Origin of the sequence: Pseudomonas monteilii NBRC 103158 = DSM 14164 (genome assembly GCF_000730605.1) — a bacterium.
Classification (GTDB): domain Bacteria; phylum Pseudomonadota; class Gammaproteobacteria; order Pseudomonadales; family Pseudomonadaceae; genus Aquipseudomonas; species Aquipseudomonas monteilii.
The window spans coordinates 108,239-131,848 of sequence record NZ_BBIS01000009.1; the positions used below are offsets into that span (position 1 = coordinate 108,239).

A 23,610-nucleotide genomic window follows, 5' to 3' on the forward strand; every position below is an offset into this window, starting at 1 on the left:
GCAGTGGCAGCGATTATAGGCCCGACACCGATCAATCGACGAGCGGGTTCAAGGTTAGGACTGGCTACGCTGGCCAAAGTGCCGCTGTCGGTCAAAGGGCCTGGGGCTGCTCGCGGTGTTGCGGCAGTGCGGTGACCTTGATGGCACGGACCGGCACGGCAAACTTGGCACCGATTCTGTTGAAGCGCTCGAGCAGGTGGAAATTGATTGCCTGCTGGATATCCATATAGAGGTTGTAGCCCGGGTCCTTCACGATATAGACGCATTCGAACTCCAGGGCCTCTTTGCCAAAACCCCGCAGGTGGGCGCGGTCGAAACGCACCTGCTGCTGGGCCTTGATCGCTTCCTCGACGATGGCGGGCGCCTGTTTTACCGCCTCGGTGGGCGTGTCGTAGGACAAGCCGAACTCGAATACGATGCGGCGCTCCTGCAAGCGCTTGTAGTTCTGGATGGTGCTGCTGATCATGCTGGCATTGGCCATGACGATCTGCTCGCCACCCAGGCTGCGGATGCGCGTGGTCTTCAGCCCCACATGCTCCACCGTACCGGCCAGCGGCCCGATGACGATGAAGTCACCGACCTCGAACGGCTTGTCGACGGCGATCGACAACGAGGCGAACAGGTCACCCAGGATGTTCTGCACAGCCAGGGCGACGGCAATCCCGCCCACACCCAGGCTGGCCACGAAGGCGGTGATATTGACGCCCAGATTGGACAGCATGGCCAGCAACACCACCGACCACAGCAGCACCCGTGCGCCCCAGGCCGAAAGCGTGGCCAGCGCACTGCCTTGGTAAAGGCCGTCGGCGCTGTGCCGGCTGAAGTAGCGGGTCAGGCCCAGCGCGATGGCGCGATTGACCCAGAGGCCGATCTGCAGGGCAGCGACCACGAACCACAAGCTACTGACCCGGCCCAACCAGCGCTCGGGCAGGTCCAGCATGCTCAAACCCACCAGCAGCGAAGCAAGCAGCAGCAGGCTGTTGCTGGTGCCGGCCAATACCTTGGCCAGCACCTGGCTCATTGCCCCGTCATGTTCGGACCAGCGCTGCACCCGGCGCATCAACAGGCCGATGACAGCTCTGGCAACCACGAACGTCAGCACGGCAACGCACAGCGCTACCAGCAAGTTGAGAATGGAAATGCCAAAGAATGTGGTGTCGGTGAACAGTTCAATGATTCGATCATCCATGGGGAGCCCACCTCCAGATGGCTCATGGCAGGGCCGCAGGGCGGCCCCTGGGATTGCGCGGTGACGTGTGGGTTACTTGCCGTGGGTGGCTTGCAGCGCCTTGGCCTGTTCCAGATGGTGTTGCAGCGTTGGCAGCTTGTCGCTGGCGAAGGCCTTGAGCTCCGGCTTGTCGGAGGAGGCGGCCTCTTTCTTGAACAGTTCCACGGCCTTCTCGTGCGCGTCGACCTGGTTATTGACGTATGACCGGTCGAACGACTCGTCGCGCCATTCGAGGATCATCTTCTTGACCTTGTCGGTCAGCGCCGCTTCGTCGGGCACGCTGATGTCCAGCTTGCGGGCGATATCACCGAGTTCCTGGTTGGCTTTGGTATGGTCTGTGACCATTTGCTGGGCGAATTGCTTGATGTCTGCGCTCTGGCTCTTTTCCTGCGCCAGGTTGGCGGTGACCACTTCGGCGATACCGGCTTCAGTGGCCGCATCGACGAAATCGTCCGAAGACGCTGCCTGTACCTGCAGCGAAGCCAGGCCCATCAACAGGGTAACTCCGGCGATTTTCAAGAATGGTGTGCTCATGTCTCACTCCTTCGTTCTGTTGGCGCGACCTCAATGTCGCACTCGGTTGAACCGCAGGAGTGGGTGAAGGTTTAGTTTTTCTGAAAAACAGGGCTGCCGTGGCGCAATCTGCGTTTCGGGGCACCGCTCATCCGCTATGTCGTAATCAGAACGAATTCAGGGGGACAGGTGGGACTCGTTGGTTTAGGTCTTCACAAAAACGAGTAGCCATCATGAAAAACAACCTGTTCGCCATGTTGCTGTTGACTGCCAGTTTCTCGCTGCTCGGAGGTTGCTTCGACCGCGATAGTGATCATCCAGCGAAGGATGCCGACCCAAGCAAACCGTCACTTCAGATGCAGCAACCCAGTGACCCTGTAACTAACCCTCCAGCTGACACCAAACCGCAGAATCAATGAGTGAGGTACAGGGCATGGTGGCGACGACAAAGGCAGGTATAAGGCCTCACAATGCCAACTTAGGGCTGGAGCATCGCTATCGAGCGCTACTTGAGGGCCCGGAGCCCACCACCGAGGCCTGGCTGGAGGAGCAACTGCGTCTGGCCCGTGCGCTTTCCGACGACCTGCCAGATGATCCTGGGCTAATCCCGCAATGGGCCGATAACCATGCGGGCCGTGTCGCCAGCGAGCATGCGGCCTATCTGGAACAACGGCGTCAGGGCGGCCCCCGTCGTTTTTTTGCCAATCGTGCCCATGCCTTGTGGTTTTTGCAGCAAGTCGCGCCGACCAAAGCGGTCGACGGCGCATGGCTACACGGAGCCCTATGGCATTGGCAGGACCCGCGCTTCCATGGGCTGATCCGCACCTTCCTCGAAGAACTCGGCGACGGCGACCCACGCTGCAATCACGTGCTGATCTACCAGCGCTTGCTCAGCCGTCTGGGTTGCTCACAGGAGCGGCCGCTTGACCCCGCTCGTTACCTGCAGGGCGCGCTGCAACTGGCCTTGGGGCAGCACTGCCAGCGATTCTTGCCGGAAGTGGTCGGTTACAACCTGGGTTACGAGCAACCGCCCTTGCACCTGCTGATCACCACCCACGAGCTGGCCGAGCTAGGTATCGACGCCCATTACTTCCAGTTGCACGTGACCATCGACAATGCCGCCAGCGGCCACGCGAGGCGTGCCGTGGAGTGCTTCACCGAGCTGGCACGGGATCAGGGGCCGGCGTTCTATGAACGCGTGAGACACGGCTACCGGCTTAATGACCTGGGTATAGACACGCCCTCGTTGATCGCCTCGTTCGACCTGCATGCGGAGTTGCTAAGTACATTGGAACGCAAGCGCATCTACGGGCAGTGCATGCATTCAGACCGCTGTCGCCTGCAAGGACGCACCATCAACCAGTGGCTTGCTGAGCCCGGCGCGATGCCCGGGTTTCTTGAAGCATTACAGGCTCAAGGCTGGATCAAGCGTGACAGCGATCCTGGGCAAAGCCGCTTCTGGTCGCTGATCGAGGGCCCGACCGCAGCCATGTTCGGTGTGTTCGATGCCTATGAAAAGCAACTCTGGCATGACTGGATCGCCGGCTCCTGGCAAGGCACCGGAATCCGTCGGGTGCCGCCAGGGCAATGGGAACATGCCTTGCAACTGGACGATAAAGTCCCCATCGCATCCCAGGTACCGGACATACCTGCGCTAATCGATGCAATGGCCGGCAATCGGCACGCCACCCCTCAGGGCCTGCACGCCACTCATGCGTTCATCCAGGCCACCGGTTTGATGAACGGAGGGCTTCATTGATGCTGCTCGACCAAGACCAGATCCGTGCCGATGAGGCCTTGCTGCAGTTGGGGAAACGCTTGCGTGCCGACGGCTATCGTTTTATCTGCGTGACGCCGGCGACCCAAGCCAGGGTCAATGCCCGGGACGATGCGCAGCAGGCGCGTACCTTGCGTGATGTGTTCGGCTGGAGTAGGCCATTCGCCGCGTCACTGCTAAGCCCCGACGAACTGGAGCAGCTGCGCCTCGCTGGCGTGCTGGAGGCCCAAGGTGCACTGTGGCGCAGCACTGTGCGCTGGTCCAGCCTGGACGATCTGTTGCTGGTACATGCTGCCTGGCCAACGGACAGCCGCGACGCGGTGTTCTTTGGCCCGGACAGCTACCGTTTCGCCCAGCTGATACACGATCATTTGAGAAGCACGCCCGAGCGCGTGCAGCATGCCGTAGACATCGGCTGTGGCAGCGGTGTAGGGGCGTTGCTGATCGCTCGCGCCGCCCAACACGCGCAGGTTTGCGCAGTGGACATTAACCCTATGGCATTGCGCTACACCGCCATCAATGCCGCCTTGGCCGGTGTGGCCAATGTTTCGGTCGAGCGCAGTGACCTGCTCAATGACATCGCGGGTACGTTCGACCTGATCGTCGCCAACCCGCCGTACATGCTCGACGCCGGCCAGCGCGCCTACCGCCACGGCGGCGGCGCACTGGGTGCCGAGCTGTCGCTGCGCATCGTCGAGCAAGCCCTTGAGCGCCTGTCGCCCGGGGGGACGCTGCTGCTCTACACCGGTGTCGCCATCGTCGAGGGGCGCGACGCGCTGCTCGAAGCCATGCGGTTACGCCTGGCGGGGCCTGCGTTCAGTTGGTTCTATCGCGAGCTGGACCCAGATGTATTCGGTGAGCAATTGCTTGAACCCGGTTACGAGCAGGTCGAGCGCATTGCCGCCGTGGCCCTGACCGTCACCCGTCGCGGCTGATAGCGTCGTGGCGCGGCAATGTACGTTTGGCATCGAGGAAGAATACCTGCTGGTGAAGCTGGCCACCGGGCAGGTCATGGCTGCTCCGTCAGCCGCCGTGGCCCGCTGTTGTCGGGATGCGCTGGGCCCGTGGTTCGCCGAGGAAATGTTCCACAGCCAGATAGAGGCCGCTTCGCCCATATTCGACGCACTGCATCAGGCGCGTGATTTCTTTGGCGAGCGGCGTCAGCGCCTGGCCCAGGCGCTGGCCGAGGAGGGCGCCGGCCTGTACGGCGCGGCGAGCCACCCCAGCGCCCGGTGGCTGCGCCAGCGTCCTCGTGGCACTGCGCACTATCGCCAGTTGTTCGACGATTACCAGCTGGTGGCCCGGCGCAGCCTGTTGAATGGTCTGCACGTGCACGTCGGCGTACCGGTGGGCATTGATCGGATACGAGTGATCAATCGGGTGCTGTACTGGCTGCCCTTGTTGTTGGCGCTCAGTACCTCGTCTGCGTATTGGGGCGGTGAGGATACAGGCTACATGAGCTACCGCCGCGCAGTGTGCGGGGAATGGCCGCACATGGGCCTGCCAGAGCCTTTGCCGGACTGGAGCGCGTACCAGCGCTACCGGGCATTGCTGCAACGGACCGGTAGCCTGGCCGAGGACGGTGATTTCTGGTGGGCGATCAGGCCCTCGCGGCGGTTTCCGACGGTCGAGCTGCGTATCTGCGATGGCTGCCCGCGGCTGGAAGATGCGCTGGCCGTCGCCGGCCTGTTTCGCCACCTGGTCGAGCAGGCGCTGGCCCGCCACGATGACCCCGCCAGCCGCGAGATGCGCTGGGTCACCCAGGAGAACTACTGGCGCGCCCTGCGTCAGGGCCGCCTGGCCACCTTCATCGGTGTCCACGAGCAACAGCCGGTCAGCGCCGAGGGCTGGCTGATGCAGTTGCAGCAGCAGTGCCCGGCTGACACCGCCGATACCGAGCGTTCATTCATTCAGGCCCGGCACATCCTGCGCGAGGGCAGCAGCGCCGATCGCCAGCGCCAAGCCTTCGCGCTGGCCAGTGAACAGGGCCTGGATAACCGCCAGGCGATGCGCGCAGTGGCCGGGCAGGTGATGCGCGACTATCGGTAGGGCCGGTGGCGAACCGCTGCCCTGATGGCCTGACTTGGAAATCCGGATAAACCTTTGCGGCGCTGCGCAGTCAGTTTCAGAAAGGGCCCGGATACTCAAGAGGGCTAGGGAGGTGGCTGATGAAACTCTTCTGTCTGCTGCGGGGCTGCCAATGGCGCAGCTTGGTGGTGTGTGAAGTCGCCGGGCTTCACTGCCAATGTTGCGAACGCTGTGGCGCGTTGCGCTACAGCCAGCCCGGTCAACCTTTCAATGTGTAGGAGCGGACCATGGCCCGGTCAATCTGGAAAGGCGCGATCAGCTTCGGCTTGGTGCACATCCCCGTCTCGCTGAATACCGCCGTGCGCAGCGAGCGTGTGGACTTCGACTGGCTGGACAAGCGCAGCATGGAGCCGGTTGGCTACAAGCGGGTGAACAAGGTGACCGGCAAGGACATCGACAAGGAGCACATCGTCAAAGGGGTGGAGTACGAAAAGGGCCGCTACGTGGTGATCAGCGAGGAAGAAATCCGCAAGGCCAGGCCCGAGGCGACCCAGACCATCGACATCTTCTCGTTCGTCGATGCCGGCGACATTCCGCTGCAACAGTTTGACACCCCCTACTACCTGAGCCCCGACCGTCGTGGCGGCAAGGTCTATGCCTTGCTGCGCGAGACCCTGCACAGCACCGGCAAGGTGGCCTTGGCCACCGTGGTGCTGCACACCCGCCAGCACCTGGCCCTGCTGCGCCCGCTGGAAGATGCACTGGTATTGATCACTCTGCGCTGGCCGGAAGAGGTGCGCGGGCTGGATACGCTGGAGCTGGACAAGAGCGTGACCGAGAGCAAGGTCGACAAGCGTGAGCTGGAGATGGCGCGGCGCCTGGTGGAGGACATGAGCGGGCAATGGACGCCGGATGATTACCATGATGCGTTTCGCCAGACCATCCTCGACCTGGTGGAGGAGAAGGCCAGTAAAGGCAAGATCGAGACCGTGGACAAAGGCGAAGGCGCGGCGGCGGAGAAGGGCGCCGACATCATCGACCTCACCGAACTGCTCAAACGCAGCCTCGGTGGCAAGACCAAGCCAAAGAAACCGGCGGCCAAGCGGCCACGCAAGGCCTCTTGAGCTACGGTAGCTGCCCCTCCAGCCCGCAGAGATAGTCCCCGAAGCCCTGCCGCGCGCGGCTGTCCACCCGGCTGCTGGTGGCCACGCTGTGCGCCGCGGTCCAGACGATCTGTGCGCCGCTGGCTTCAAGGGCCAGGACCAGTTGCACATCTTCATGCGCCGGCAATGGCTGGAAGCCGCCCACGCGTTCGTAGGCCTTGGCGCATACGCCGAGGTTGGCGCCATGGATATGCCGATGCCCTTCACGGGCCTGATAACGGCTGCGATACAACTGGCGTAACGCTGCGTTCTGCCACGGCTGCCAGCGTTCGATGTGCACCGTGCCGCACACCGCGTCCGCGTGCCATTGCAGCTGTGACACCAGCCAATGCGGGGGCACGCGACTGTCGGCGTCGGTGAAGGCCAGCCACTGTGCGCCGCGCTCGATCATCCACGCCGCGCCCAGGCGCCGGGCGATGCCGACGTTGCCGGCCTCCAGTTCCAGGGTATGCACGCCATGGCGGCGGGCGATGCGCGCGCTGGCGTCGACACAGCGGTCGAGCACCACCATTACCTCCACTGCCAAGCCCGCCGCTTTGGCTTGCGCCACAGCCAGCTTGACGGCGGCCAGGCAGTGCCCGAGGCGACGGGCTTCGTTGTGGGCGGGGATGATGACGGCGATCATGGGCAGGTCTCGTCAAGGTCCACCACGCTGGGTTGACACGACCAATATTCGAGCAGGAAGTCTGCCTCCTCGTGGCGCAGCAGTGGATAAAGTGGCAGATGCCGGGCGAGCAGGGCATGCACCTCGCGGCCATCCTGCGGGCAACCGGCGATGGGATGGCGCCAGTGGCAGGCCAGCAAACCACCGTCATACGCCAGGCTGGCCACCGACTGCTCGATCACCTGCAACCAGTCGGTGGGGTCCAGGTAGTAGCCGATCTCACTGAGCACGATCAGGTCAAACTGACCGCCCGGCCAGTCGCCCGGCAGGTGGCCCTGTTCGACATGGGCGTGGCTCACACCTGCAAGCCGCTGACGGGCCAGGGCCACGGCTGTCGCGTCGATGTCCTGGCACGACAGGCTGGCGCAGCGTTCGGCCAGCAGGATGCTCAGCTCGCCGTTGGCGCAGGCCGGCTCGAATACGCGCTCATAGCATTGGCGCGGCAGGCTGGCCAGGGTCAGCTCGCGCTTGCGCCGCTCGTACCAACGGGTACGAAAGGCCCAGGGGTCATCGCTGCCGGCGTACAAGTCGGCGAAGTACTGTGCGTCCAGGCTCATGTTGCCTCCGTTGACAGAAAGATCAGCTCGAATGGTTGCAACAGACAAGCCTGCAGCTGTTCTGGCACAACCGGGGGGCGATCACCATCGGGCTGCAACTGGCTGGCATGGGCGGCAAGGGCTTGGCGCTTGAGCGCCAGATGCTCATCGCACAGCTGCAGGCGGTGAGCCCGGGGCCAGGGCAGGCGCGGGTCATCGGGGCTTGCCCAGTGCCAGGCCCAGACCGGGGCCTCTGCGAGTTGTACACGCCTGGCCTGTGCCGCCTGGGCACAGGCGCGACCTGCTGCTTCGTGGTCGCAATGGCCGTCGCCGCGCCAAGTGGTCAGCAGCAGGTCGCCAGGTTTGAGCAACTGGTTCAGGTGGTTGACCAGGAAGGCTTCATCGTGGGGCAGCGCGCCATCCTTGAGGTTGAGTCGTCGCCAGTCGAGGCGGGTGAGATCCAACCCAAGCAATTGCAGGGCATGACGGCTTTCCAGTGGGCGCTGATGGCGCAGGCGGCGCTCTGGCCATTGTGAGGAATGCGGGTGGCTGCCTTCGCCATTGGTGGCAGAAACAAGCAGCACGTCCTGTTCTCGTCCCTGGAAGCTGGCCAGCAGCCCGCCGGCCATGAGGATTTCGTCGTCCGGGTGCGGAGCCAGCAGTACCAGGCGCCTTCCAGGTGGGCACAACTGCTCGGGCAGCGTCCAGCTGGCGCGGGCCAACTGAGCAGAATGCTGCCAGGCGCTCCATGGTGTGCCTTGCGCAGCCCGTATCAAGTTCTGGCTCATAGTTGCCATGCTCCCGCCGGCATGCCGGTCAGTTGCCGGCCCAACTCGGCCAGGTCGCGTTCGGCGTGGCTCTGGCGTATGTATACCGGCAGGTCGGCACTGAGCCGGGCGAAATGGCTGCTGCAACAGAACGGCGTGGCACCGAGCGCCCGGCCAGCATGCTGAATGACCTGCTCGACCGCCTGCTCGACCTGGGCGCGGGTGCGCCGCACCTGGAAGCTGGCGTCGTCCTGAGGGTGGAGGTCGATCCACGTGGCGCATTCGTGCAAGGCTGCGCGGGCACCGTACAAGGCTGCATCGACTGCGCCCAGATGCGCATCGGCATGCGGGTCGCGCCGGGGTTTGCGGCACTGTTCGCGAAGGTAGTCCGCCAGGGCCTCGGCGGCGCCATACCAGCAAGCGGCGATACCCGCGCCGCCTTGCCAGAAGCCAGGCCGGGACAGGTACTGGCCGGGCGAACCGATGGCCAGCCCTGGCGAGTCGTCGAATTCGATCACAACGCTGCTGGTGGCGGCCATGCCTACGGCCTGCCAATGCTCGGCCAGAATGCGCTGGCTGGAATGAGGTAATTCGATGGCCACCAACTGAGGCTGGTCGTCTTCCCAGGCAGTCAGCAGGGCACGGTCGATCTGCAACGCGCCCGAACACCAAGCCTTGCGGCCTTGCAGGCGTACGCGTTCACCGTCCCGCTCGACGATGTATGCCCGGGCATCCGGCGGCTCGGCGGCCCACACGCCCCAGATGCTGTTGCCGGCCTGCTGGGCGGCACCGCATTCGGCGAGGATCGCCAAGGCGTCGGTATGGCCTTCATAAAGTTTGGCCAGGCTCAGATCACACCCTGCGATCCGCGCCAAGGCCCGCCAGCGCTCCAGGGTGCAGCCCTGGCCAGGCAACGGAAGCACATCGAGCTGTTCGCCCTGCAAGGCCTGCATCAGTTCTATTAGCGAAGCGTCGCGTTCAATAGCCTGCGAACGGTGAGCAAAGCGGTGTAACAACGAATCGAAGTGGGTCAGTTCCATCATGCAATACCCAACTGCTTGCGCATACGCAACGTGATCGACTGGCGTGTCTTGCCCATTTCGGCCCACGGGTCTTCGACCTGTGCAAGCCGCGTGTGAAGGTTGCCGATGTTCCACTGGTTGGCACCCTTGAGCTGGCTCAGTTCCTCACGCCAGATCGGCACCGACACCGGCAGGCCCTCGCGGGCCCGCAGCGAGTAGGCGGCGACGGTGGTGGCACCCTTGCCGTTACGCAGATAATCGATAAAGATCCGCCCGACCCGGTTCTTCGGCCCGGACACGGCGCTGAGACGGTCAGGGAACAGCCCGGCCATGTGGTTGACCAAGGCATGGCTGAAGTCTTTCACCTCGTCCCAGCCAGTGCGTCGGGTCAACGGTACGACGAGGTGCATGCCTTTTCCGCCGCTAGTCTTGAGAAACACCTTCAGGCCCAGTTCGTCGAGCAAGGTAAGGGTCAGCTGGGTGGCCTCGAGCATGGCTTTCCAGGGCAGCGCCGGGTCAGGGTCCAGGTCGAGGACAAAGCGGTCGGGTTTATCGAAATCCTTGGTGGTGGCATTCCAGGTGTGCAGTTCAAGCGTGTTCATCTGCACCGCGCCCAGCAGGCTGTCGGCGCGGTTGAGCACCATGGCTGCCTGGCCGGCCTGGGCCTTGCTGTAGCTGAGCACCTTGGGAATGTGCAGCTGGCCGGCGTTTTTCTGGAAGAACAGTTCGCCGTCCAGACCATCCGGTGCCCGCACAAGGGCTACAGGCCGGTCCTTGAGCTGTGGCAGCAGCCAGTCGGCGACCTGAGCGTAGTACTGGGCGACCTCGCGCTTGGTGGCACCTGTGGTTGCGTCTACCACGCGGTCGGGGTGGGTCAGGCGCAGGGTGCCCAGGTTCTCGGGTTCTGTCTGTACTGCGCGCTTGGTGGGCATTGCTCGCTCCAGGTCGATGGCGGTGGCAGGTTTGTCGTCACGCAGGCCGTGGAACACCGAATGGCGAACGATGCCTTCGCGGGTCATCTGGGCATAGGCGACTTCTGCCAGTAGCTGTGGCTTGAGCCAATGCACGCCGCGGGCTTCGGCACCGGTGGGTGGTTTGGGCAAAGGCGATTTGTCTGTCTGCAACGGCTTGAGGCGGGCGTGAATGCTATCCAGGGTGGCCGCGCTGAAACCGGTGCCGACCTTGCCGGCATAGCGCAACGGGCCGCTTCCGTGGTCGTGCAGGGCCAGCAGCAGGGCGCCGAAGCCGTTGCGGCTGCCTTTGGGGTCGGTGTAGCCGACGATCACGAATTCCTGACGCTGCTTGCACTTGAGCTTGACCCAGTCGCTACTGCGCCGGCCAACGTAGGGGCTGTCGGCACGTTTACCGATCAAGCCTTCGAGTTCCAGCCGGCAGGCGCTGTCGAGCAATGACGCGACGGGCTCCTCAAAATCGGCGGAATACCTGATTACCTGCGACGCATGGCCTTCCAGCAACCGGGCGAGGGTTGCACGGCGCTGTTGCAGCGGCAGTGCTCGCAGGTCCTCACCGCCCAGCCAGGGCAGGTCGAACAGGTAGTAGGTGATGCGCTCGTCATGCTCGGTGTCGAAGGCATTCTGCAAGGCCTGGAAGTCGGCCACGCCGTTGTCGTCGACCACTACCATCTCGCCGTCCAGCCATGCCGAGTCGAGCCCCAGGGCCTTGAGCGCCTCGACCTGCCGGGGCATCTTCGCACTCCAGTCGTGGCCATTACGGGTAAACAGGCGTATATCGTCACCGTCGATACGCGCCAGGATGCGGTAGCCGTCGAACTTGACTTCGTAGCGCCAATCGCCGCTTGGCGGGGAAGCGACCAACGTGGCCAGTTGCGGCTGGAGCGCATCCGGCAGGGCTTTGGGGTCGGTTTTCCGCTTGTGCCTGACGGTGGTCGCCTTGCCCGGGCTGCGCGGGGGCAGGGTACGTTCGCTCAGCACGCTGTCCGGCAGGGCCTCGACAATGCTGTAGTCCGTTTCACTGCGCGCCTGCCCGTCATGGGACTTGACCAGCATCCACTGCTCTTTCTTGCCTGCCAGGTGAGTGCGGAACAGGTTCCAGACCCCCGACAGCTTCTCGCCCTGCAGGCGAAAGCGCAGCTTGCCCTTTGCATAGGCTTCGCGTGGATCGCCCTCGGGCTCCCAGACACCCCGGTCCCAGACGATCACATCGCCGGCGCCGTAGTGGCCTTCAGGGATGCGGCCTTCGAAGTTGGCGTAGTCCAGCGGATGATCCTCCACATGCACTGCCAGGCGCCGGACCTTGGGATCCAGCGAGGGGCCCTTGGGGATGGCCCAGCTCTTGAGGGTGCCGTCGAGCTCCAGGCGAAAATCGTAATGCAGGTGGCTGGCATCGTGCTTCTGGATGCAGTACTGCAGCGCATGGGCCGAGCGGGGGCGGGCGCGTTTGCCAGCCGGCTCGGGCGTGGCATTGAAGTCGCGCTTGCGCTGGTACTCCTGCAGGGGCTTGGCCATGACGGGCTCCGGAAGGGGTTGCGGGTCTCAGGATTGGGAGGTGGCGGCGCAGCGAGGAGTTCAAAAAAAACGCGGGACGGGGCTGGCAGAAACTCTGAATCATTTGCCGCTGGGGAGGGTCGACCGAGTGAAGCCCACTAACGGAGACCGTTCATGTCCACACCCAATGACCCAAGACCGCCCATTGAGATCGACGACATCGAGGACCGCATGGGCAGCGTCCACGAGCTGGATTTCAGCGAGCGCCGTGATGAGCGCCAGGGGCGTGTCGGCGACGAGCGTCCGGCGCGGGAGCTTGCCGAGGATTACCCGCCCCGGCGTGTCGCCGAAAGCGGCATGACCGGCGGCGAGGCGTTGAGCGACAGCCTGCACGAGGACAATGTCACCCTCGACGACCTGAGCCCGGATACGTTGTTCGATGAGACCGGTGCCCGCGATCCGGATGAGCCTGGCAGCGGCGGCCCGGCGGACAAGGCCTTGCGCCAGGTGGAGGCCCACGAGATCGGTGGCGGTTTCGGCCTGGACGAGGCCGAACTGGCCCGCTCGGCGCCGCTGGACGGCGAGCCGTGGACCGATGACGTGGTACCCGATGACGAAGGGAGAGAGCCGAGATGAACGAGCAACGCTGTTCCTGCACCCATTGTTCTTGCACCGCGGATGCCAATGCTGTGGTCCAGGATGGCAAGGCCTACTGCTGCGAAGCCTGTGCGACGGGCCATCGTAACGGCGAGCCCTGTCGTATGAGCGACTGCAAGTGTGGTGAGTTGGCTGAGTCGAAAGAGTCCAATGTCGATAATGCATTGGATGAAACATTCCCGGCGAGCGATCCGATTTCGCCATAAGGCCCAGTGGCTTACAGATGTGAGACGGGAGAGCGATAGGACGTCATTTAGATCATGTGGAACCTCACCCGTCACGCATCTGGTTTGGGTTACGCCCTCAATGGGTCTGCCAGACACCATTGTTGCGTTCGCAATCGCTGCGTGCCTGGCCCAGGCTAGGGGTGTCGTAGTAGTAGGTGATGATCCGCGCATCCTTGGGTAGTGCAGGGCGGGTGGCAGGCTCATCACGCCCAGCGGCATCGGGGTTGGCCAGTGTCTCCTGCGTCAGTGGCGCGATGCAGCTGCCAACGCTGCTGTCGGGGCAACGCTCAACACGACGCTTCTCGCTGTTCAACATCTCCTTGCTTTCGTTGCTGCACGACCAGGCAATCGCCTCAGCGGGCGTGTTGCTGTAGCTGTAACAGGTGTGTTGCTGCACCGGTTTGACCGCCTCGCTGGATGAGCGGGTGACCACGTCGCAAACTTCGGCCAACACCTGCCCGCTGCCAAGGGTGCCCAGCATTGCCATATACAGAGCGAATCGCATGATATACCTCCCGGGCACCAGGCCCGTCAGCGCTTGTCGAGGGCTGCCCCGGCCTGCCTGCGCAAGGCCTTGGCACGCTTTTCGAGGATCAAGTAGGTCACCACCGCCAATAGCAGCGGGATCAGGTAGTACAACGTCCGATAGCCGAGCAGTGCGGCAACCAGGGTGCCTTGCCCTAGCTGGCCATGGAGCAGCGCCAGGAATACGGCTTCCAGTACGCCGAGCCCGGCGGGAATGTGAGCGACCACCCCGGCGACGCAACTGATCAGCAACACACCCAGCACCGAGGGATAGAACAGCTCGGGCGGCAACAGCAGGTCAATCAGCGCTGCCATCAGCGCCCAGTTGCTAGCGCCCAGTGCCACCTGGCAGAGCGCCATACGCAGGCTCGGCAGGGTGACTTCGTGCCCGCGCAGCGCCCACGTGCGCCGCGTGGCGAAGGCACAGGCGCACAGGTAAGCCAACGCTACCGCCACCATCAATACGCCGATCAGGCGCAAGCCGCTGGCACCCACCGCCCAGCTTTCCGGCAGTTTGACAAAGCCCAGGGCGAATACCGTGCCGGCCAGCAGCAGGTAGCCCATCCAGTTGGTCAACAGCCCCAAGGTGAGGATGCGGGTGATGGTTGGGGTATCCAGGCCCAGCCGGCTGTACAGGCGATAACGCAGGGCAACGCCACCGACCCAGGTGGTGAAATTAAGGTTGAATGCATAGCAGACGAACGCTACCGGCAGCACCTGCCGGGCCGGCAGGCGGTGGCCGGTGTAGGCGCGGGCGAGCAGGTCGTAACTGGCGAATACCAGGTAGCTGCACAGGGCCAGCAGCAACCCCAAGGCCAGGGTCGAGGGCCGGTACGCCAGCAGCGACTGGCGGACTTCGTTCCAGTCCAGGTTACGCGCCAGGGTGAACAGCAGCGCGGGTATCAATACCAGGAACAGCACGGTCAGCAAGCGTTTGCCCCAGGTCTTCCAGCGTGAAGTGGCCATCAGGTCTTGCCCCCGTGGTAGTCGGCGGGGGCCTCGCCGTCGGCTTGCAGCGACTGCAGGCGCTGCCGGTGTGCCGGAAACCAGCCGGCGATCTGCGGGAAATAGCGCGTGATGTGGAAGCCCAGAAAGATCAGCGGGGCACGCCACCAGTAGCCGCGCACCATGCGCTCCAGCGTCACGGTCTTGCAGTGCTCCCGGCTCAGTTCGGTCAAGTGCTGGTACAGTTGTTCGTTGAACGCGGGGTCTTGAATCAGCAGGTTGGCCTCAAGGTTGAACGACAGGCTCAGTGGGTCGAGGTTGCTTGAGCCCACGGTGGTCCAGTGGCTGTCCACCAACGCAACCTTGCCATGAAGCGGCCGCTGGCAGTACTCATGGATGCGCACGTCGTCGCGCAACAGGTAGTTGTAGAGCAGCCGCGAGAGCGCACGCACCCAGCGCATGTCCGGTTGCCCCTGGAGGATCAGCGTCACCTCGACCCCGCGCCTGGCGGCGTTGCGCAGTTCGCGCAGCAAGCGGTAGCCCGGGAAGAAGTAGGCGTTGGCTACGACGATACGATGCCTTGCTTCACGGAAAGCCTGCAGGTAGCAGGCTTCGATATCGTTGCGATGGCGCTGGTTGTCGCGCTCCACCAGCACGGCGCTGGCCGGGCCTGAAGCGATGCCGCCCGCCTGAACCCCGCTGGCGGCATCCAGCACCGGTGCGAGCATGCGGCAGGAAGAAGCATGCACCTGGGCCACCACCGGGCCGACGACCTCCACCGCGTAATCCTGCTTGGCCTGTGGGCCGAAGTCACCCAGGTGGTCGGCACTGTAATTGATGCCGCCGATGAAGGCGCGTTGCCCGTCGATCACCAGGATCTTGCGGTGCAAGCGGCGAAACAGGTTGGTGCGCATGCCTACCAGCCGTGGTTGCGGATCGAACGAATGGAAACGCACCCCGGCCTCGGTCATCGACGAGATGAAATCGTCAGGCAGGTCGGCGGTGCCGTAGCCGTCCACCGCCACCTCGACCCGCACCCCGCGCCGCGCGGCATCGATCAGGGCGTGGCGCAAGGGTTGGCCGACTTTGTCATCGTAGATGATGAAGGTTTCCAGGAGGATTTCCTCGCGTGCCTGGGCCATGGCCTCGAATACGCGGGGGTAATACTGCTCGCCGTTTATCAGCAACTCGACGCGGTTGCCGTCGCACCAAGGCAGCTTCATAGTGTCACCTGCGCCACCAGCGGGGCATGATCGGAGAGGTGGGACCACGGGTATCTGGACAACACCCGTGCTTCGCAAGCTTGTGCGTTACGCAGGTAGATGCGGTCCAGCCGCAGCATTGGCAAGCGCGCGGGAAAGCTGCGTGCCGGTTTGCCGAAAGCCTCCGCCAGGTGGCCCGACAGCCTCGCATCTGCTTTCAGGCGCCAGTCGTTGAAGTCGCCGGCGACGATGACCGGCTCATCCGGCGGCAGGCTGTCCAGCAATGCCAGGAGCAGGCCGACCTGACGCTGACGATGCGCTTCACGCAGGCCCAGGTGTACGCAGACTGTGTGCACCTGTTCATGGCCCGGCACTTCCAGCTGGCAATGCAGCAGGCCCCGTTCTTCGTTGCCATGGACCGAAACATCCAGGTTGTCATGGGCAAGGATGGGGAACTTGGACAGCAGGGCGTTGCCATGGTCGCCATGGGGGTAGACCGCATTGCGGCCATAGGCGAATTGCGGCCACATGCTGTCGGCGAGGAATTCGTACTGAGGTGTCTGTGGCCACTTGGGATGGCGCTCGGCATGGTGTTGATGACTGCCATGCACCTCCTGAAGAAACACCAGGTCGGCGCCGGTCGAGCGTACCGCCTCGCGCAGCTCCGGCAAAATGAAGCGGCGGTTGAACAGGGTGAAGCCTTTGTGCACGTTGAGGGTCAGTACCGTCAGGTGATGTACGGCGGTCACCTTGTCGATGATGCAGCGGGGGGCGGGCAGTGTCGGGTTCATAGCGGCTCCTGCGGCTCGACGCCTGGTTCGGTCACCAGCTCGCCGTCAAGGCCTAGCTTGTCCAGCAGGCGGCGGGCATCGTAGGGGGCGTGGACTTTCTGGTCGTTGTCGAAGTAGCAGTAGACATCCCGGGAAGTGCGTTTTGCCGGGGCGCGGCGCACCACACGCTGAGCATCCTCAGGCTGGCTGCCCGCCGCCCAGGCCTGGATGCGCAGGCGCCAGCGGCGCAGCGCCCTGGCCGTGTAGCCGCTGCTGTACAGTTCGACATCGCCATGCAGGCGCAGGTACACGAAATCGGCCGTGAGCTCTTCGACATAGGGCCATTTGCCCGCGCTGTCGGCGACCACCAGGGCAACCTTGTGCCTGCGTAGCAGGTTGATGAAGGTGTCGCAGAGGAAGCTGGGGTGGCGGATTTCCACGGCGTGGCGAAGGCGCGCATTACCCGGCACGGCAGTGCCGCCGTTGCCTTGCAGGCGTTCGGCGGCGTGTCGCGCAAGGCTGCGGGCGGCTTTGCGGTCGCGTGGCAGCTTGGCCAGAAAGTCGCTGAAGCGCTGCGCGTCGAATTTCAGGTTCGGGGGAAACTGCCACAGGAAGGGGCCCAGCTTGTCACCCAGCAGCAAGGGGCCCGATGCGAAGAAGTTGGCAAGCGCCTCGTCGATTTCGCGGAGCCTGCGTACGTGGGTGATGTAGCGCGGCGCCTTGACCGAGAATACGAACCCCTCCGGTGTCTCGTCACGCCACTTGCCATAGCGCTCGGGCGTTTGCAGTGCGTAGAACGAACCGTTGATTTCGATGCTGTTGACTGCCCGCGAGGCAAACGCCAGCTCGTCGTCCTGGCGCAGCCCCTCGGGGTAGAAGTCCTTGCGCCATGGGCCATAGCGCCATCCGGAAATTCCGATGCGAATCTCGCTCACCATAAGTCCCTGCGCTCCTGTACGTAACAGTAGCGACAGGTACCGGGACCGGATTGTTCAGTGGGATTGACGAGTGGATGGCCATGCAAAAAGGGAACTTTACCGGTATTGCAATCCTCCACCGGATGCGTGGGTTTCACTGAGGTACACCCTGAAGGAGGCTCAGCCATGAAGTTTGATCGGTTTGCACAATGGCTAGCCAAACATAGCGGGCGGCCGTTGACCTTCATTATTGCCTTGATGCTGATCATTGCCTGGGGTGTAAGCGGGCCCTTGTTTCATTTCAACGACACGTGGCAGTTGGTCATCAATACGTCGACCACGATCATCACGTTCCTGATGGTGTTCCTGATCCAGAACACCCAAAACCGTGAGAGCGACGAATTGCACATCAAACTTGACGAACTGTTGCGCACTACCCAACGGGCGCACAAGGCGTTGCTCGACCTTGAAGACATGGGGCCAGCTGAACTCCATGCGCTTCGAAAGCGATACCAGCAACTGGGGGAGCACGACGAAGCGGGGCCAGACTGGGAGGACTCTCATTGACGCGTTCAAGCACACGCCATGGGGTTGTTCAGAAAGGGGCAAGACCATGACGGTGAAAAACTCACACTTCGCAGACCAGTTGATGAACAAACCCGACGATCAGCAGCAGAAAGGCCCCCATTCTTCCGATCATGCAACAACTGATCAGGACTTGGGTTTCGACCCGGACTCTCCGGATCTGGACGACCCTCAAGTGGACCCCCAAGGCCCCGCGAAACCACCCAGAGACGTGGAAAAGAAAGCGTAAGCCTGACTACCGTGGACGAAGGCCTGCCGCACGCATCCATCTGTTGCCCGGCGCGTCTTCCACAGCTCGACATGCCTGCCATGCCGGCGCAAACGGCGCTGGTTTGTTGAACTGGCAAACCAGGTGTTTGCCAGTTCACGGGTCAGGCAGCTAGCCAGCAAGGGCTTTGATCAGTTGCTCGCTGAAGGCGGGGATATCATCCGGCTTGCGGCTGGTGATCAGGTTGCCGTCCACCACTACCTCTTCATCTACCCAGTGGCCACCTGCATTGCGAATGTCATCCTGCAACGTCTTGTAACTGGTCATCCGTTTGCCCTTGGCCAGTCCACTCGATACCAGCAGCCAGGCGCCGTGGCAGATTACCGCCAGCGGCTTGCTGGCCGAGTTGTGGCTTTTGACCAGTTTCTGGGCGCCCGGTATCAGCCGGATGGTGTCGGAATTCTGGACCCCACCCGGTAGCACGATGGCATCGTAGAGGTCGAGGTGGGCGCTGTCGAACGTCGCGTCCACCGCAAACTCGTCGGCCGGCTTGTCATGGTTCCAGCCGCGGACAGTGCCTTCCTTGTCACTCAGTATATCGGTCACGGCCCCATTTTCCTGCAAGGCTTCACGAGGTCCGGTCAACTCCACTTGCTCGAAGCCATCGGTGACCAGAAAGGCTACGCGCTTGCCACTCAGTTTTGCAGTCATCGTTCAATCTCCGTTTTCGTCAGGTGTGAATGTGGGACGTCTCGGAAGGGGTGAGAAGTTCCAACGCACTGCTTCAGCGGTAGGGAGGCTGACCGGCTGACCGTTGCAGTTGAACATTGCGCGGGGCTTGAGCTCTCACTAGCAGAGATAGAACGAGGCGGCCGTCATGAGCATCGAACGCAGCATTCCTGAACTTGAAGCCTGGTACGCGCAGTACGACGACATCAGCTACCGGCGCGAATCGCCGGACGCCTACTACCATGAACTGGTTCGCACCGCCGAGGCGCTGCGGGACGATGGTGCCATTGACTGGGATGACTGGTTGGCGCTGAAGGCACTGGCCGACGAGGCACATATTCGGGCACTGGAAGATGCCGTGCAGGCTCACGTGAGTGACCCTGACGCATGAAAGCGCTGAAGATCGCCACCTTCAATATCAATGGCATCCGCAGCCGCCTGCCCGCGCTGTTGGCCTGGCTGGAGCGGGAGCAGCCGGACATTGCGTGTTTGCAGGAACTAAAGGCGGCCGATCAGCAATTTCCTCGCCAAGCCATCGAAGCGGCAGGTTATGGCTGCCTGTATCAGGGGCAACCCTCCTGGAATGGCGTGGCGATCCTGGCGCGCGATAGTGAGCCGCTGGAGGTACGGCGCGGGCTGCCCGGCATGCAGGACGATGAGCAGAGCCGCTATCTGGAAGCTGCGGTGCACGGTGTACTGGTGAGCTGCCTTTACCTGCCCAATGGCAACCCGCAACCCGGCCCCAAGTTCGATTACAAACTGCGCTGGTTCCAGTGCCTGATCAAGCATGCCCAAACACTGCAGGGCAGCCACCATCCTGCGGTGTTGGCGGGCGATTTCAATGTGGTGCCCACCGATCTGGACATCTATAACCCGCGCTCATGGCTCAAGGACGCGCTGCTGCAACCTGAATCGCGGGCGTGTTTCGAACAATTGCTGGCGCAGGGCTGGGTCGATGCTGTGCGTCACCTGTATCCCGAGCAGCGCATCTACACATTCTGGGACTATTTTCGCAATCATTGGGCGCGCAATGCCGGGCTGCGCATTGATCATCTGCTGCTCAACCCCAGTCTCAGCCCTTACTTGAAGCGGGCGGGCGTGGATGCCTGGGTGCGCAACGAAGCCAAGGCCAGTGATCATGCGCCGGTCTGGATCCAGTTGAGCGGGCGTCGAAAGCAATGCTAGAGGGGCACGACCTTCCGCTTATCCCTGCCCATAACATAAGTGTGGTCACGCCGTCGCTTCCAGTTGTGTATTTTTTCGCCACCCTCGCAGATTCATGGCGCAGAGACAGAATTGAAGGATGATCAATGCCCACGCTTCTGCTTGCCAGCCCCACACGGCCCACAATACGTTGCTTGCAATAAAGCAGCAGAAACCTGCCTTCCTCCGCCCCGGACGGCGCGAACCGATGCACCAGGCTGCCAGCACGGTCATCAACATCGCAGGCCATTCAAGTAACCCAATCCAATAATCCATGACACCTTCCGACTGATGGTGGGGTATGTGAAGCTGATTACCTGCCAGCGGCCTGAGCGCTGGCAGGTGATCGCTTGACTAAGCTGCTCGCTGCTCGCTCTTGAGCATCTTTTTCTGCATTTCCATGGTTTGCCCAAGCTCCTCGAGGGTGTCCTTGCTGAGCAGCTTCTTCGCGGTAGGGAAGAGCTCGCCTTCCTCTTCCTCGATGTGATGCTCCAGCAACTCTTTCATGACCTTGACCCGCCCCGCGAATTCGACGGTACCTGTGTCGGTATGCAGGAGGTCGGGTAAGACGAGGGCGTCGACAGTGCGGTGTTCTTCCTTGGCCTCGTAGTACATCTTCGCTTCTTCCTTGCCACCCGCTTGCTTGATGGCCGGGTAGAGTATTTCTTCCTCGAGCGCGGTGTGGATCTGCAACTCTTGCTCGATCCTGTGGAGTAACTCGGCCCGTTTCTTCACTGCGCGCTCGGTAGTGGTCGACAGCTCTTCGAGCAGCTTCTTCACGAGCTTGTGGTCCTGGATCAGTAAGTCGATAGCGTTCATGGCGTTCCTCGTCACGGATTAAATCAAGAACCTGCTCGTGGTGGAGTACACGCAGAAAGAAACGGTTCAATGCTTAAGATGGCTGGCATCCCCTCAGGCGCGCTCGCCGAAGAAGCGAACGTGACCTCGCAATGAGACCACGCTCATTCCTCGGTACGCAGACCTCCTCTAGCTATCCCTGCGTCGTGAATGTGTGAGTGTGAAACCCACAAGGATTCCCAGCGCCGCTGCGCCGATCAGCAGTGGCGTTATGTTTTTTGGCTTCCTCCAGCCTCCGTCGATACCCCTCCTGCCATTCGAAGGCTCAAAGAGTGCCCCCGATGATTCTTTGGCTTTGGGACTGCGATTTATCCAAGCGCCACTATCAGGCACTTCTCGTTCCGTACCCGATGCACCGGGGGCAACTGGGACAATGGTGTCACTGGCCTCGATCCGTGATAGCTCAAACGTGGTGCCATCGACCAGAGTCAACGTCAGCCCTTCGACCGTGCCTGCCTCCCGGTTTGGAAAAACGGGTTCACCTGCGGCATCCAGGCTGTCGTAGATGAAGCGGGTACCTTCAAGCCAGACCACGGCGGTGAGAAGCTCAGGGCCGAGATAATACTTCCCGTCCTGGAAGAAGCCTGGAAACTGATGAGCGCGCTCCACGTTTTCCACGCGATAGCGTTCGCCTGATTTCATGCCTGTCGCTTGATCGATCATGTTGAAAACCCCTGTAAGTGGCGCTCAGAACTGTCAGCCTTTGCTGTATTCGTCGGAAGTGGGCCCTGAGTGCCGGGTGCAGCGCCTGGCACGAGGATGACCTTGCGGCAGTTTTCCTGCTTCTGATCGAACATCTTGTAGCCCATGGCTGCTTCTTCGAGGGCCAGGCGGTGAGTGACGATCAATTCCGGTTGTAGACGTCCTGCTTCGATGTGTTCCAGCAGTTCAGGTAGGTATTTCTGAACATGGGTCTGGCCCATCTTGAAGGTAAGGCCCTTGTCGAACGCGTCGCCGAACATGAACCCGTGAATGAAGCCCGCGTACACACCGGGCACACTCACGACGCCGCCACGCCGCACGGCAGCAATGCTCTGGCGCAATGCTTTGCCACTGCTGCCTTCAATCTTCAGGGCCGTCATTACCGTTTCGGCAGTGCTGCCCTTGGCCTCGAAACCGACCGCGTCGATCACCGCATCGACTCCGCGCATGCCTGGCGTCTGCCGGATGATGCTGTCGGCTGGATCGTCGTCCTGCTCGAAATTGATCGGTATGACCCCGTAAGCTTCGCGGGCGTAGACCAAGCGGTAATCGTTGTCATCGACCATGAAGATGGTCTGAGCGCCGAGCATTCGCGCACAGGCGGCGCTCAGCAAACCCACCGGCCCGGCGCCGTAGATCGCCACCGACGACCCTTGGCCTATTTCGGCATTGATGACGGCCTGCCAAGCGGTCGGCAGGATGTCAGAGAGAAACAGTACCTTGTCATCGGCCAGCTCGGTGGGCACTTTGAACGGGCCAATGTTGCCCTTGGGCACCCTGACGTAGTCCGCTTGGCCGCCTGGGATACCGCCATAGAGATGGCTGTATCCGAACAGCGCTGCGCCCGGGGGAATGCGCTTCTTGTTGATGATCGCGCCCCGCCCCGTGTTGGTGGTTTCGCAGGCAGCAAACAGGTCGTGCTGGCAGAAGAAGCAACTGCCGCAAGCGATTACGAAAGGAATCACTACGCGGTCGCCGACCTGGAGATTGGTGACTGCATTTCCAGTGTCCTCTACGATGCCCATGAATTCATGGCCGAAGATATCGCCAGCTTCGGTTTCAGGAATTTTGCCTCGGTAGAGGTGTAGGTCGGAGCCGCAAATGGCTGTGGCGGTGACCCTGAGGATGATGTCGTCGTCTTGCTCGATGATGGGATCAGGAACGTTGTCGACCCTGACGTCGTTTGCTCCGTGGTAAGTCAGTGCTCTCATGAAAGTCAGCTCCTGCAGCCGCGTATTTCCGTTCTCGGTATGCAGGGGAAGCCACGGCGGACAGTAAAGTTCAGACCAACACGTCAGGCGGTACTGGTTTGCTGCGTACCCGAAAACAACGCGGGACGACAGAACCGCTAGAGAAGTCCGGCCCGGGTTGTCCCGAACCGGCGCCACGCAGGCGTTTATCGGGATTTAACTTGAACATTGCCACCGTTATGTCGGTCATCTAACGGACACACGGGCGATTTACGCTCGGCAAGGACCCTGCCGGATCCAGACCGGCCAACTTCAAGGGCAGCGCATGAAGGCAATGGACACTGCAACAGCGAAACGCAAAGGCATCAAGCTGCGCGCCACCATCATCTACCGCAAGGATGGTGAGGTTTTGTTCGTTCGCAAGCGCAAGGCCAAGTGGAACCTGCCGGGTGGCCGTGTCGAGCGAGACGAAACGCCGCTTGAGGCGGCTATGCGGGAGATGGCCGAGGAAACTGGCCTTGCGTTCGACGAGCTTCGTTACCTCACTATGTTCCGGGAGGACAAGGTCATCCATTATCTGTTCGAAGCCGGAAAGGCCGACGATAAGCCACGCCCTCGAAACGAGATCGAGGCTTGCCGTTGGATCAAGGCCAGGGATGTGGCGAAGCGCCGAGTAAGGCGCCCGATCAAGACCCTCCTGAAACGCTGCGCCTGATCATCCCAAGCCGT

29 protein-coding genes and 1 pseudogene are annotated in these 23,610 nt (G+C 62.2%); 13 read left to right on the top strand and 17 right to left on the bottom strand.

The window, feature by feature from the left end; all coding sequences use genetic code 11:
• Positions 1-91: 91 nt before the first annotated feature.
• Together PM2_RS04310 and PM2_RS04315 are read right to left on the bottom strand one after the other, a co-directional pair.
• Positions 92-1,189, bottom strand: a complete 1,098-nt coding sequence (locus tag PM2_RS04310) for a mechanosensitive ion channel family protein (protein WP_028698732.1) — start codon at positions 1,187-1,189, stop codon at positions 92-94.
• Between the two features lie 72 nt (positions 1,190-1,261).
• Positions 1,262-1,762, bottom strand: coding sequence for a DUF4142 domain-containing protein (locus PM2_RS04315; RefSeq protein ID WP_016714231.1), 501 nt, complete (start codon positions 1,760-1,762; stop codon positions 1,262-1,264).
• Positions 1,763-1,974: 212 nt separating this feature from the next.
• On the opposite strand from PM2_RS04315, the gene PM2_RS04320 reads away from it, so the two are divergent.
• The 6 genes from PM2_RS04320 to ku all read left to right on the top strand — a co-directional run bounded on the left by PM2_RS04320 (position 1,975) and on the right by ku (position 6,670).
• Positions 1,975-2,160, top strand: coding sequence for a hypothetical protein (locus tag PM2_RS04320; protein ID WP_016714230.1), 186 nt, complete (start codon positions 1,975-1,977; stop codon positions 2,158-2,160).
• Between the two features lie 14 nt (positions 2,161-2,174).
• Positions 2,175-3,500 (top strand): iron-containing redox enzyme family protein, encoded by a 1,326-nt coding sequence (locus PM2_RS04325; RefSeq protein WP_033740192.1) that lies wholly within the window; start codon positions 2,175-2,177, stop codon positions 3,498-3,500.
• Positions 3,500-4,453, top strand: coding sequence for a methyltransferase (locus PM2_RS04330; RefSeq protein WP_028698734.1), 954 nt, complete (start codon positions 3,500-3,502; stop codon positions 4,451-4,453). Before PM2_RS04325 ends, PM2_RS04330 begins: the two co-directional genes overlap by 1 nt.
• A gap of 7 nt (positions 4,454-4,460) precedes the next feature.
• Complete coding sequence (locus tag PM2_RS04335; protein ID WP_016714227.1) at positions 4,461-5,567, top strand: carboxylate-amine ligase; 1,107 nt, start codon at positions 4,461-4,463, stop codon at positions 5,565-5,567.
• Between the two features lie 119 nt (positions 5,568-5,686).
• On the top strand, positions 5,687-5,824 hold the full coding sequence (locus PM2_RS31860) for a PSPA7_2676 family Cys-rich small protein (RefSeq protein WP_182774216.1): 138 nt from the start codon (positions 5,687-5,689) through the stop codon (positions 5,822-5,824).
• Positions 5,825-5,833: 9 nt separating this feature from the next.
• Positions 5,834-6,670, top strand: a complete 837-nt coding sequence (ku, locus tag PM2_RS04340; protein WP_016714226.1) for a non-homologous end joining protein Ku — start codon at positions 5,834-5,836, stop codon at positions 6,668-6,670.
• Position 6,671: 1 nt separating this feature from the next.
• On the opposite strand, the gene PM2_RS04345 is transcribed toward ku, so the two are convergent.
• From PM2_RS04345 to ligD, 5 genes are read right to left on the bottom strand one after another with little or no spacing between them, the layout of a single operon-like run.
• Positions 6,672-7,334: a glycosyltransferase family 2 protein gene (locus PM2_RS04345; protein WP_016714225.1), complete on the bottom strand. Its 663-nt coding sequence runs from the start codon at positions 7,332-7,334 to the stop codon at positions 6,672-6,674.
• A complete protein-coding gene (locus PM2_RS04350; protein WP_019098226.1) occupies positions 7,331-7,930 on the bottom strand; it encodes a class I SAM-dependent methyltransferase in 600 nt (199 codons plus the stop codon). The genes PM2_RS04345 and PM2_RS04350 overlap by 4 nt, the downstream gene beginning before the upstream one ends.
• A complete protein-coding gene (locus PM2_RS04355; protein ID WP_019098227.1) occupies positions 7,927-8,697 on the bottom strand; it encodes a PIG-L deacetylase family protein in 771 nt (256 codons plus the stop codon). Before PM2_RS04355 ends, PM2_RS04350 begins: the two co-directional genes overlap by 4 nt.
• Positions 8,694-9,719 (bottom strand): acyl-CoA dehydrogenase family protein, encoded by a 1,026-nt coding sequence (locus tag PM2_RS04360; protein ID WP_028698735.1) that lies wholly within the window; start codon positions 9,717-9,719, stop codon positions 8,694-8,696. The genes PM2_RS04355 and PM2_RS04360 overlap by 4 nt, the downstream gene beginning before the upstream one ends.
• Positions 9,716-12,184, bottom strand: a complete 2,469-nt coding sequence (gene ligD / locus PM2_RS04365; protein WP_028698736.1) for a DNA ligase D — start codon at positions 12,182-12,184, stop codon at positions 9,716-9,718. Before ligD ends, PM2_RS04360 begins: the two co-directional genes overlap by 4 nt.
• Positions 12,185-12,337: 153 nt before the next feature.
• On the opposite strand from ligD, the gene PM2_RS04370 reads away from it, so the two are divergent.
• Together PM2_RS04370 and PM2_RS29725 are read left to right on the top strand one after the other, a co-directional pair.
• A complete protein-coding gene (locus PM2_RS04370) occupies positions 12,338-12,799 on the top strand; it encodes a hypothetical protein (RefSeq protein ID WP_016714220.1) in 462 nt (153 codons plus the stop codon).
• The gene (locus tag PM2_RS29725) at positions 12,796-13,026 is read left to right on the top strand and encodes a metallothionein (RefSeq protein ID WP_016714219.1); all 231 of its coding nucleotides are present in this window, start codon (positions 12,796-12,798) and stop codon (positions 13,024-13,026) included. Before PM2_RS04370 ends, PM2_RS29725 begins: the two co-directional genes overlap by 4 nt.
• A 97-nt stretch (positions 13,027-13,123) precedes the next feature.
• On the opposite strand, the gene PM2_RS04375 is transcribed toward PM2_RS29725, so the two are convergent.
• From PM2_RS04375 to PM2_RS04395, 5 genes are read right to left on the bottom strand one after another with little or no spacing between them, the layout of a single operon-like run.
• Positions 13,124-13,552, bottom strand: coding sequence for a hypothetical protein (locus PM2_RS04375; protein ID WP_028698737.1), 429 nt, complete (start codon positions 13,550-13,552; stop codon positions 13,124-13,126).
• A gap of 26 nt (positions 13,553-13,578) precedes the next feature.
• Positions 13,579-14,538, bottom strand: coding sequence for a lysylphosphatidylglycerol synthase domain-containing protein (locus PM2_RS04380; RefSeq protein WP_016714217.1), 960 nt, complete (start codon positions 14,536-14,538; stop codon positions 13,579-13,581).
• On the bottom strand, positions 14,538-15,740 hold the full coding sequence (gene clsB, locus PM2_RS04385; protein WP_016714216.1) for a cardiolipin synthase ClsB: 1,203 nt from the start codon (positions 15,738-15,740) through the stop codon (positions 14,538-14,540). Before clsB ends, PM2_RS04380 begins: the two co-directional genes overlap by 1 nt.
• The gene (locus tag PM2_RS04390) at positions 15,737-16,510 is read right to left on the bottom strand and encodes an endonuclease/exonuclease/phosphatase family protein (protein WP_028698738.1); all 774 of its coding nucleotides are present in this window, start codon (positions 16,508-16,510) and stop codon (positions 15,737-15,739) included. The genes clsB and PM2_RS04390 overlap by 4 nt, the downstream gene beginning before the upstream one ends.
• On the bottom strand, positions 16,507-17,427 hold the full coding sequence (locus PM2_RS04395; protein ID WP_033694580.1) for a DUF72 domain-containing protein: 921 nt from the start codon (positions 17,425-17,427) through the stop codon (positions 16,507-16,509). The genes PM2_RS04390 and PM2_RS04395 overlap by 4 nt, the downstream gene beginning before the upstream one ends.
• 165 nt (positions 17,428-17,592) lie before the next feature.
• On the opposite strand from PM2_RS04395, the gene PM2_RS04400 reads away from it, so the two are divergent.
• Together PM2_RS04400 and PM2_RS04405 are read left to right on the top strand one after the other, a co-directional pair.
• Positions 17,593-17,973 (top strand): low affinity iron permease family protein, encoded by a 381-nt coding sequence (locus PM2_RS04400; protein ID WP_016714213.1) that lies wholly within the window; start codon positions 17,593-17,595, stop codon positions 17,971-17,973.
• A gap of 82 nt (positions 17,974-18,055) precedes the next feature.
• On the top strand, positions 18,056-18,220 hold the full coding sequence (locus tag PM2_RS04405; protein ID WP_219857509.1) for a DUF6021 family protein: 165 nt from the start codon (positions 18,056-18,058) through the stop codon (positions 18,218-18,220).
• A 150-nt stretch (positions 18,221-18,370) separates the two neighbouring features.
• On the opposite strand, the gene PM2_RS04410 is transcribed toward PM2_RS04405, so the two are convergent.
• Positions 18,371-18,910: a type 1 glutamine amidotransferase domain-containing protein gene (locus tag PM2_RS04410; protein ID WP_028698739.1), complete on the bottom strand. Its 540-nt coding sequence runs from the start codon at positions 18,908-18,910 to the stop codon at positions 18,371-18,373.
• Between the two features lie 166 nt (positions 18,911-19,076).
• Between PM2_RS04410 and PM2_RS04415 the strand changes: the two genes are divergently transcribed.
• The gene (locus PM2_RS04415; RefSeq protein ID WP_016714210.1) at positions 19,077-19,319 is read left to right on the top strand and encodes a hypothetical protein; all 243 of its coding nucleotides are present in this window, start codon (positions 19,077-19,079) and stop codon (positions 19,317-19,319) included.
• The gene (xth, locus tag PM2_RS04420) at positions 19,316-20,113 is read left to right on the top strand and encodes an exodeoxyribonuclease III (RefSeq protein ID WP_016714209.1); all 798 of its coding nucleotides are present in this window, start codon (positions 19,316-19,318) and stop codon (positions 20,111-20,113) included. Before PM2_RS04415 ends, xth begins: the two co-directional genes overlap by 4 nt.
• Before the next feature lie 45 nt (positions 20,114-20,158).
• Here xth and PM2_RS29730 read toward each other — a convergent pair whose 3' ends face one another.
• From PM2_RS29730 to PM2_RS04435, 4 genes and pseudogenes are all read right to left on the bottom strand, one after another.
• On the bottom strand, positions 20,159-20,407 hold the full coding sequence (locus PM2_RS29730; protein ID WP_080578119.1) for a hypothetical protein: 249 nt from the start codon (positions 20,405-20,407) through the stop codon (positions 20,159-20,161).
• A 78-nt stretch (positions 20,408-20,485) separates the two neighbouring features.
• Positions 20,486-20,950, bottom strand: a complete 465-nt coding sequence (locus PM2_RS04425) for a PA2171 family ribosome-binding persister protein (RefSeq protein WP_025753093.1) — start codon at positions 20,948-20,950, stop codon at positions 20,486-20,488.
• 354 nt (positions 20,951-21,304) lie between these two features.
• Positions 21,305-21,652: pseudogene (locus PM2_RS04430) on the bottom strand (SDR family oxidoreductase); the annotation flags it as partial.
• A complete protein-coding gene (locus tag PM2_RS04435) occupies positions 21,649-22,902 on the bottom strand; it encodes a zinc-dependent alcohol dehydrogenase (RefSeq protein WP_016714206.1) in 1,254 nt (417 codons plus the stop codon). The pseudogene PM2_RS04430 and the gene PM2_RS04435, both read right to left, overlap by 4 nt.
• Positions 22,903-23,206: 304 nt before the next feature.
• On the opposite strand from PM2_RS04435, the gene PM2_RS04440 reads away from it, so the two are divergent.
• The gene (locus tag PM2_RS04440) at positions 23,207-23,596 is read left to right on the top strand and encodes an NUDIX domain-containing protein (RefSeq protein WP_042131334.1); all 390 of its coding nucleotides are present in this window, start codon (positions 23,207-23,209) and stop codon (positions 23,594-23,596) included.
• Positions 23,597-23,610: the final 14 nt, after the last annotated feature.

Coding starts and splice junctions, on each gene's coding strand:
- PM2_RS04355 (WP_019098227.1), bottom strand. CDS start 8,697: ATGAGCCAGAACTTGATACGGGCTGCGCAAGGCACACCATGGAGCGCC.
- PM2_RS04360 (WP_028698735.1), bottom strand. CDS start 9,719: ATGATGGAACTGACCCACTTCGATTCGTTGTTACACCGCTTTGCTCAC.
- xth (WP_016714209.1), top strand. CDS start 19,316: ATGAAAGCGCTGAAGATCGCCACCTTCAATATCAATGGCATCCGCAGC.
- ligD (WP_028698736.1), bottom strand. CDS start 12,184: ATGGCCAAGCCCCTGCAGGAGTACCAGCGCAAGCGCGACTTCAATGCC.
- PM2_RS04440 (WP_042131334.1), top strand. CDS start 23,207: ATGAAGGCAATGGACACTGCAACAGCGAAACGCAAAGGCATCAAGCTG.
- PM2_RS04410 (WP_028698739.1), bottom strand. CDS start 18,910: ATGACTGCAAAACTGAGTGGCAAGCGCGTAGCCTTTCTGGTCACCGAT.
- PM2_RS29725 (WP_016714219.1), top strand. CDS start 12,796: ATGAACGAGCAACGCTGTTCCTGCACCCATTGTTCTTGCACCGCGGAT.
- PM2_RS04370 (WP_016714220.1), top strand. CDS start 12,338: ATGTCCACACCCAATGACCCAAGACCGCCCATTGAGATCGACGACATC.
- PM2_RS04330 (WP_028698734.1), top strand. CDS start 3,500: ATGCTGCTCGACCAAGACCAGATCCGTGCCGATGAGGCCTTGCTGCAG.
- PM2_RS04415 (WP_016714210.1), top strand. CDS start 19,077: ATGAGCATCGAACGCAGCATTCCTGAACTTGAAGCCTGGTACGCGCAG.
- PM2_RS04310 (WP_028698732.1), bottom strand. CDS start 1,189: ATGGATGATCGAATCATTGAACTGTTCACCGACACCACATTCTTTGGC.
- PM2_RS29730 (WP_080578119.1), bottom strand. CDS start 20,407: ATGGATTATTGGATTGGGTTACTTGAATGGCCTGCGATGTTGATGACC.
- clsB (WP_016714216.1), bottom strand. CDS start 15,740: ATGAAGCTGCCTTGGTGCGACGGCAACCGCGTCGAGTTGCTGATAAAC.
- ku (WP_016714226.1), top strand. CDS start 5,834: ATGGCCCGGTCAATCTGGAAAGGCGCGATCAGCTTCGGCTTGGTGCAC.
- PM2_RS31860 (WP_182774216.1), top strand. CDS start 5,687: ATGAAACTCTTCTGTCTGCTGCGGGGCTGCCAATGGCGCAGCTTGGTG.
- PM2_RS04345 (WP_016714225.1), bottom strand. CDS start 7,334: ATGATCGCCGTCATCATCCCCGCCCACAACGAAGCCCGTCGCCTCGGG.
- PM2_RS04400 (WP_016714213.1), top strand. CDS start 17,593: ATGAAGTTTGATCGGTTTGCACAATGGCTAGCCAAACATAGCGGGCGG.
- PM2_RS04390 (WP_028698738.1), bottom strand. CDS start 16,510: ATGAACCCGACACTGCCCGCCCCCCGCTGCATCATCGACAAGGTGACC.
- PM2_RS04320 (WP_016714230.1), top strand. CDS start 1,975: ATGAAAAACAACCTGTTCGCCATGTTGCTGTTGACTGCCAGTTTCTCG.
- PM2_RS04395 (WP_033694580.1), bottom strand. CDS start 17,427: ATGGTGAGCGAGATTCGCATCGGAATTTCCGGATGGCGCTATGGCCCA.
- PM2_RS04405 (WP_219857509.1), top strand. CDS start 18,056: ATGAACAAACCCGACGATCAGCAGCAGAAAGGCCCCCATTCTTCCGAT.
- PM2_RS04425 (WP_025753093.1), bottom strand. CDS start 20,950: ATGAACGCTATCGACTTACTGATCCAGGACCACAAGCTCGTGAAGAAG.
- PM2_RS04375 (WP_028698737.1), bottom strand. CDS start 13,552: ATGCGATTCGCTCTGTATATGGCAATGCTGGGCACCCTTGGCAGCGGG.
- PM2_RS04315 (WP_016714231.1), bottom strand. CDS start 1,762: ATGAGCACACCATTCTTGAAAATCGCCGGAGTTACCCTGTTGATGGGC.
- PM2_RS04435 (WP_016714206.1), bottom strand. CDS start 22,902: ATGAGAGCACTGACTTACCACGGAGCAAACGACGTCAGGGTCGACAAC.
- PM2_RS04325 (WP_033740192.1), top strand. CDS start 2,175: ATGGTGGCGACGACAAAGGCAGGTATAAGGCCTCACAATGCCAACTTA.
- PM2_RS04350 (WP_019098226.1), bottom strand. CDS start 7,930: ATGAGCCTGGACGCACAGTACTTCGCCGACTTGTACGCCGGCAGCGAT.
- PM2_RS04380 (WP_016714217.1), bottom strand. CDS start 14,538: ATGGCCACTTCACGCTGGAAGACCTGGGGCAAACGCTTGCTGACCGTG.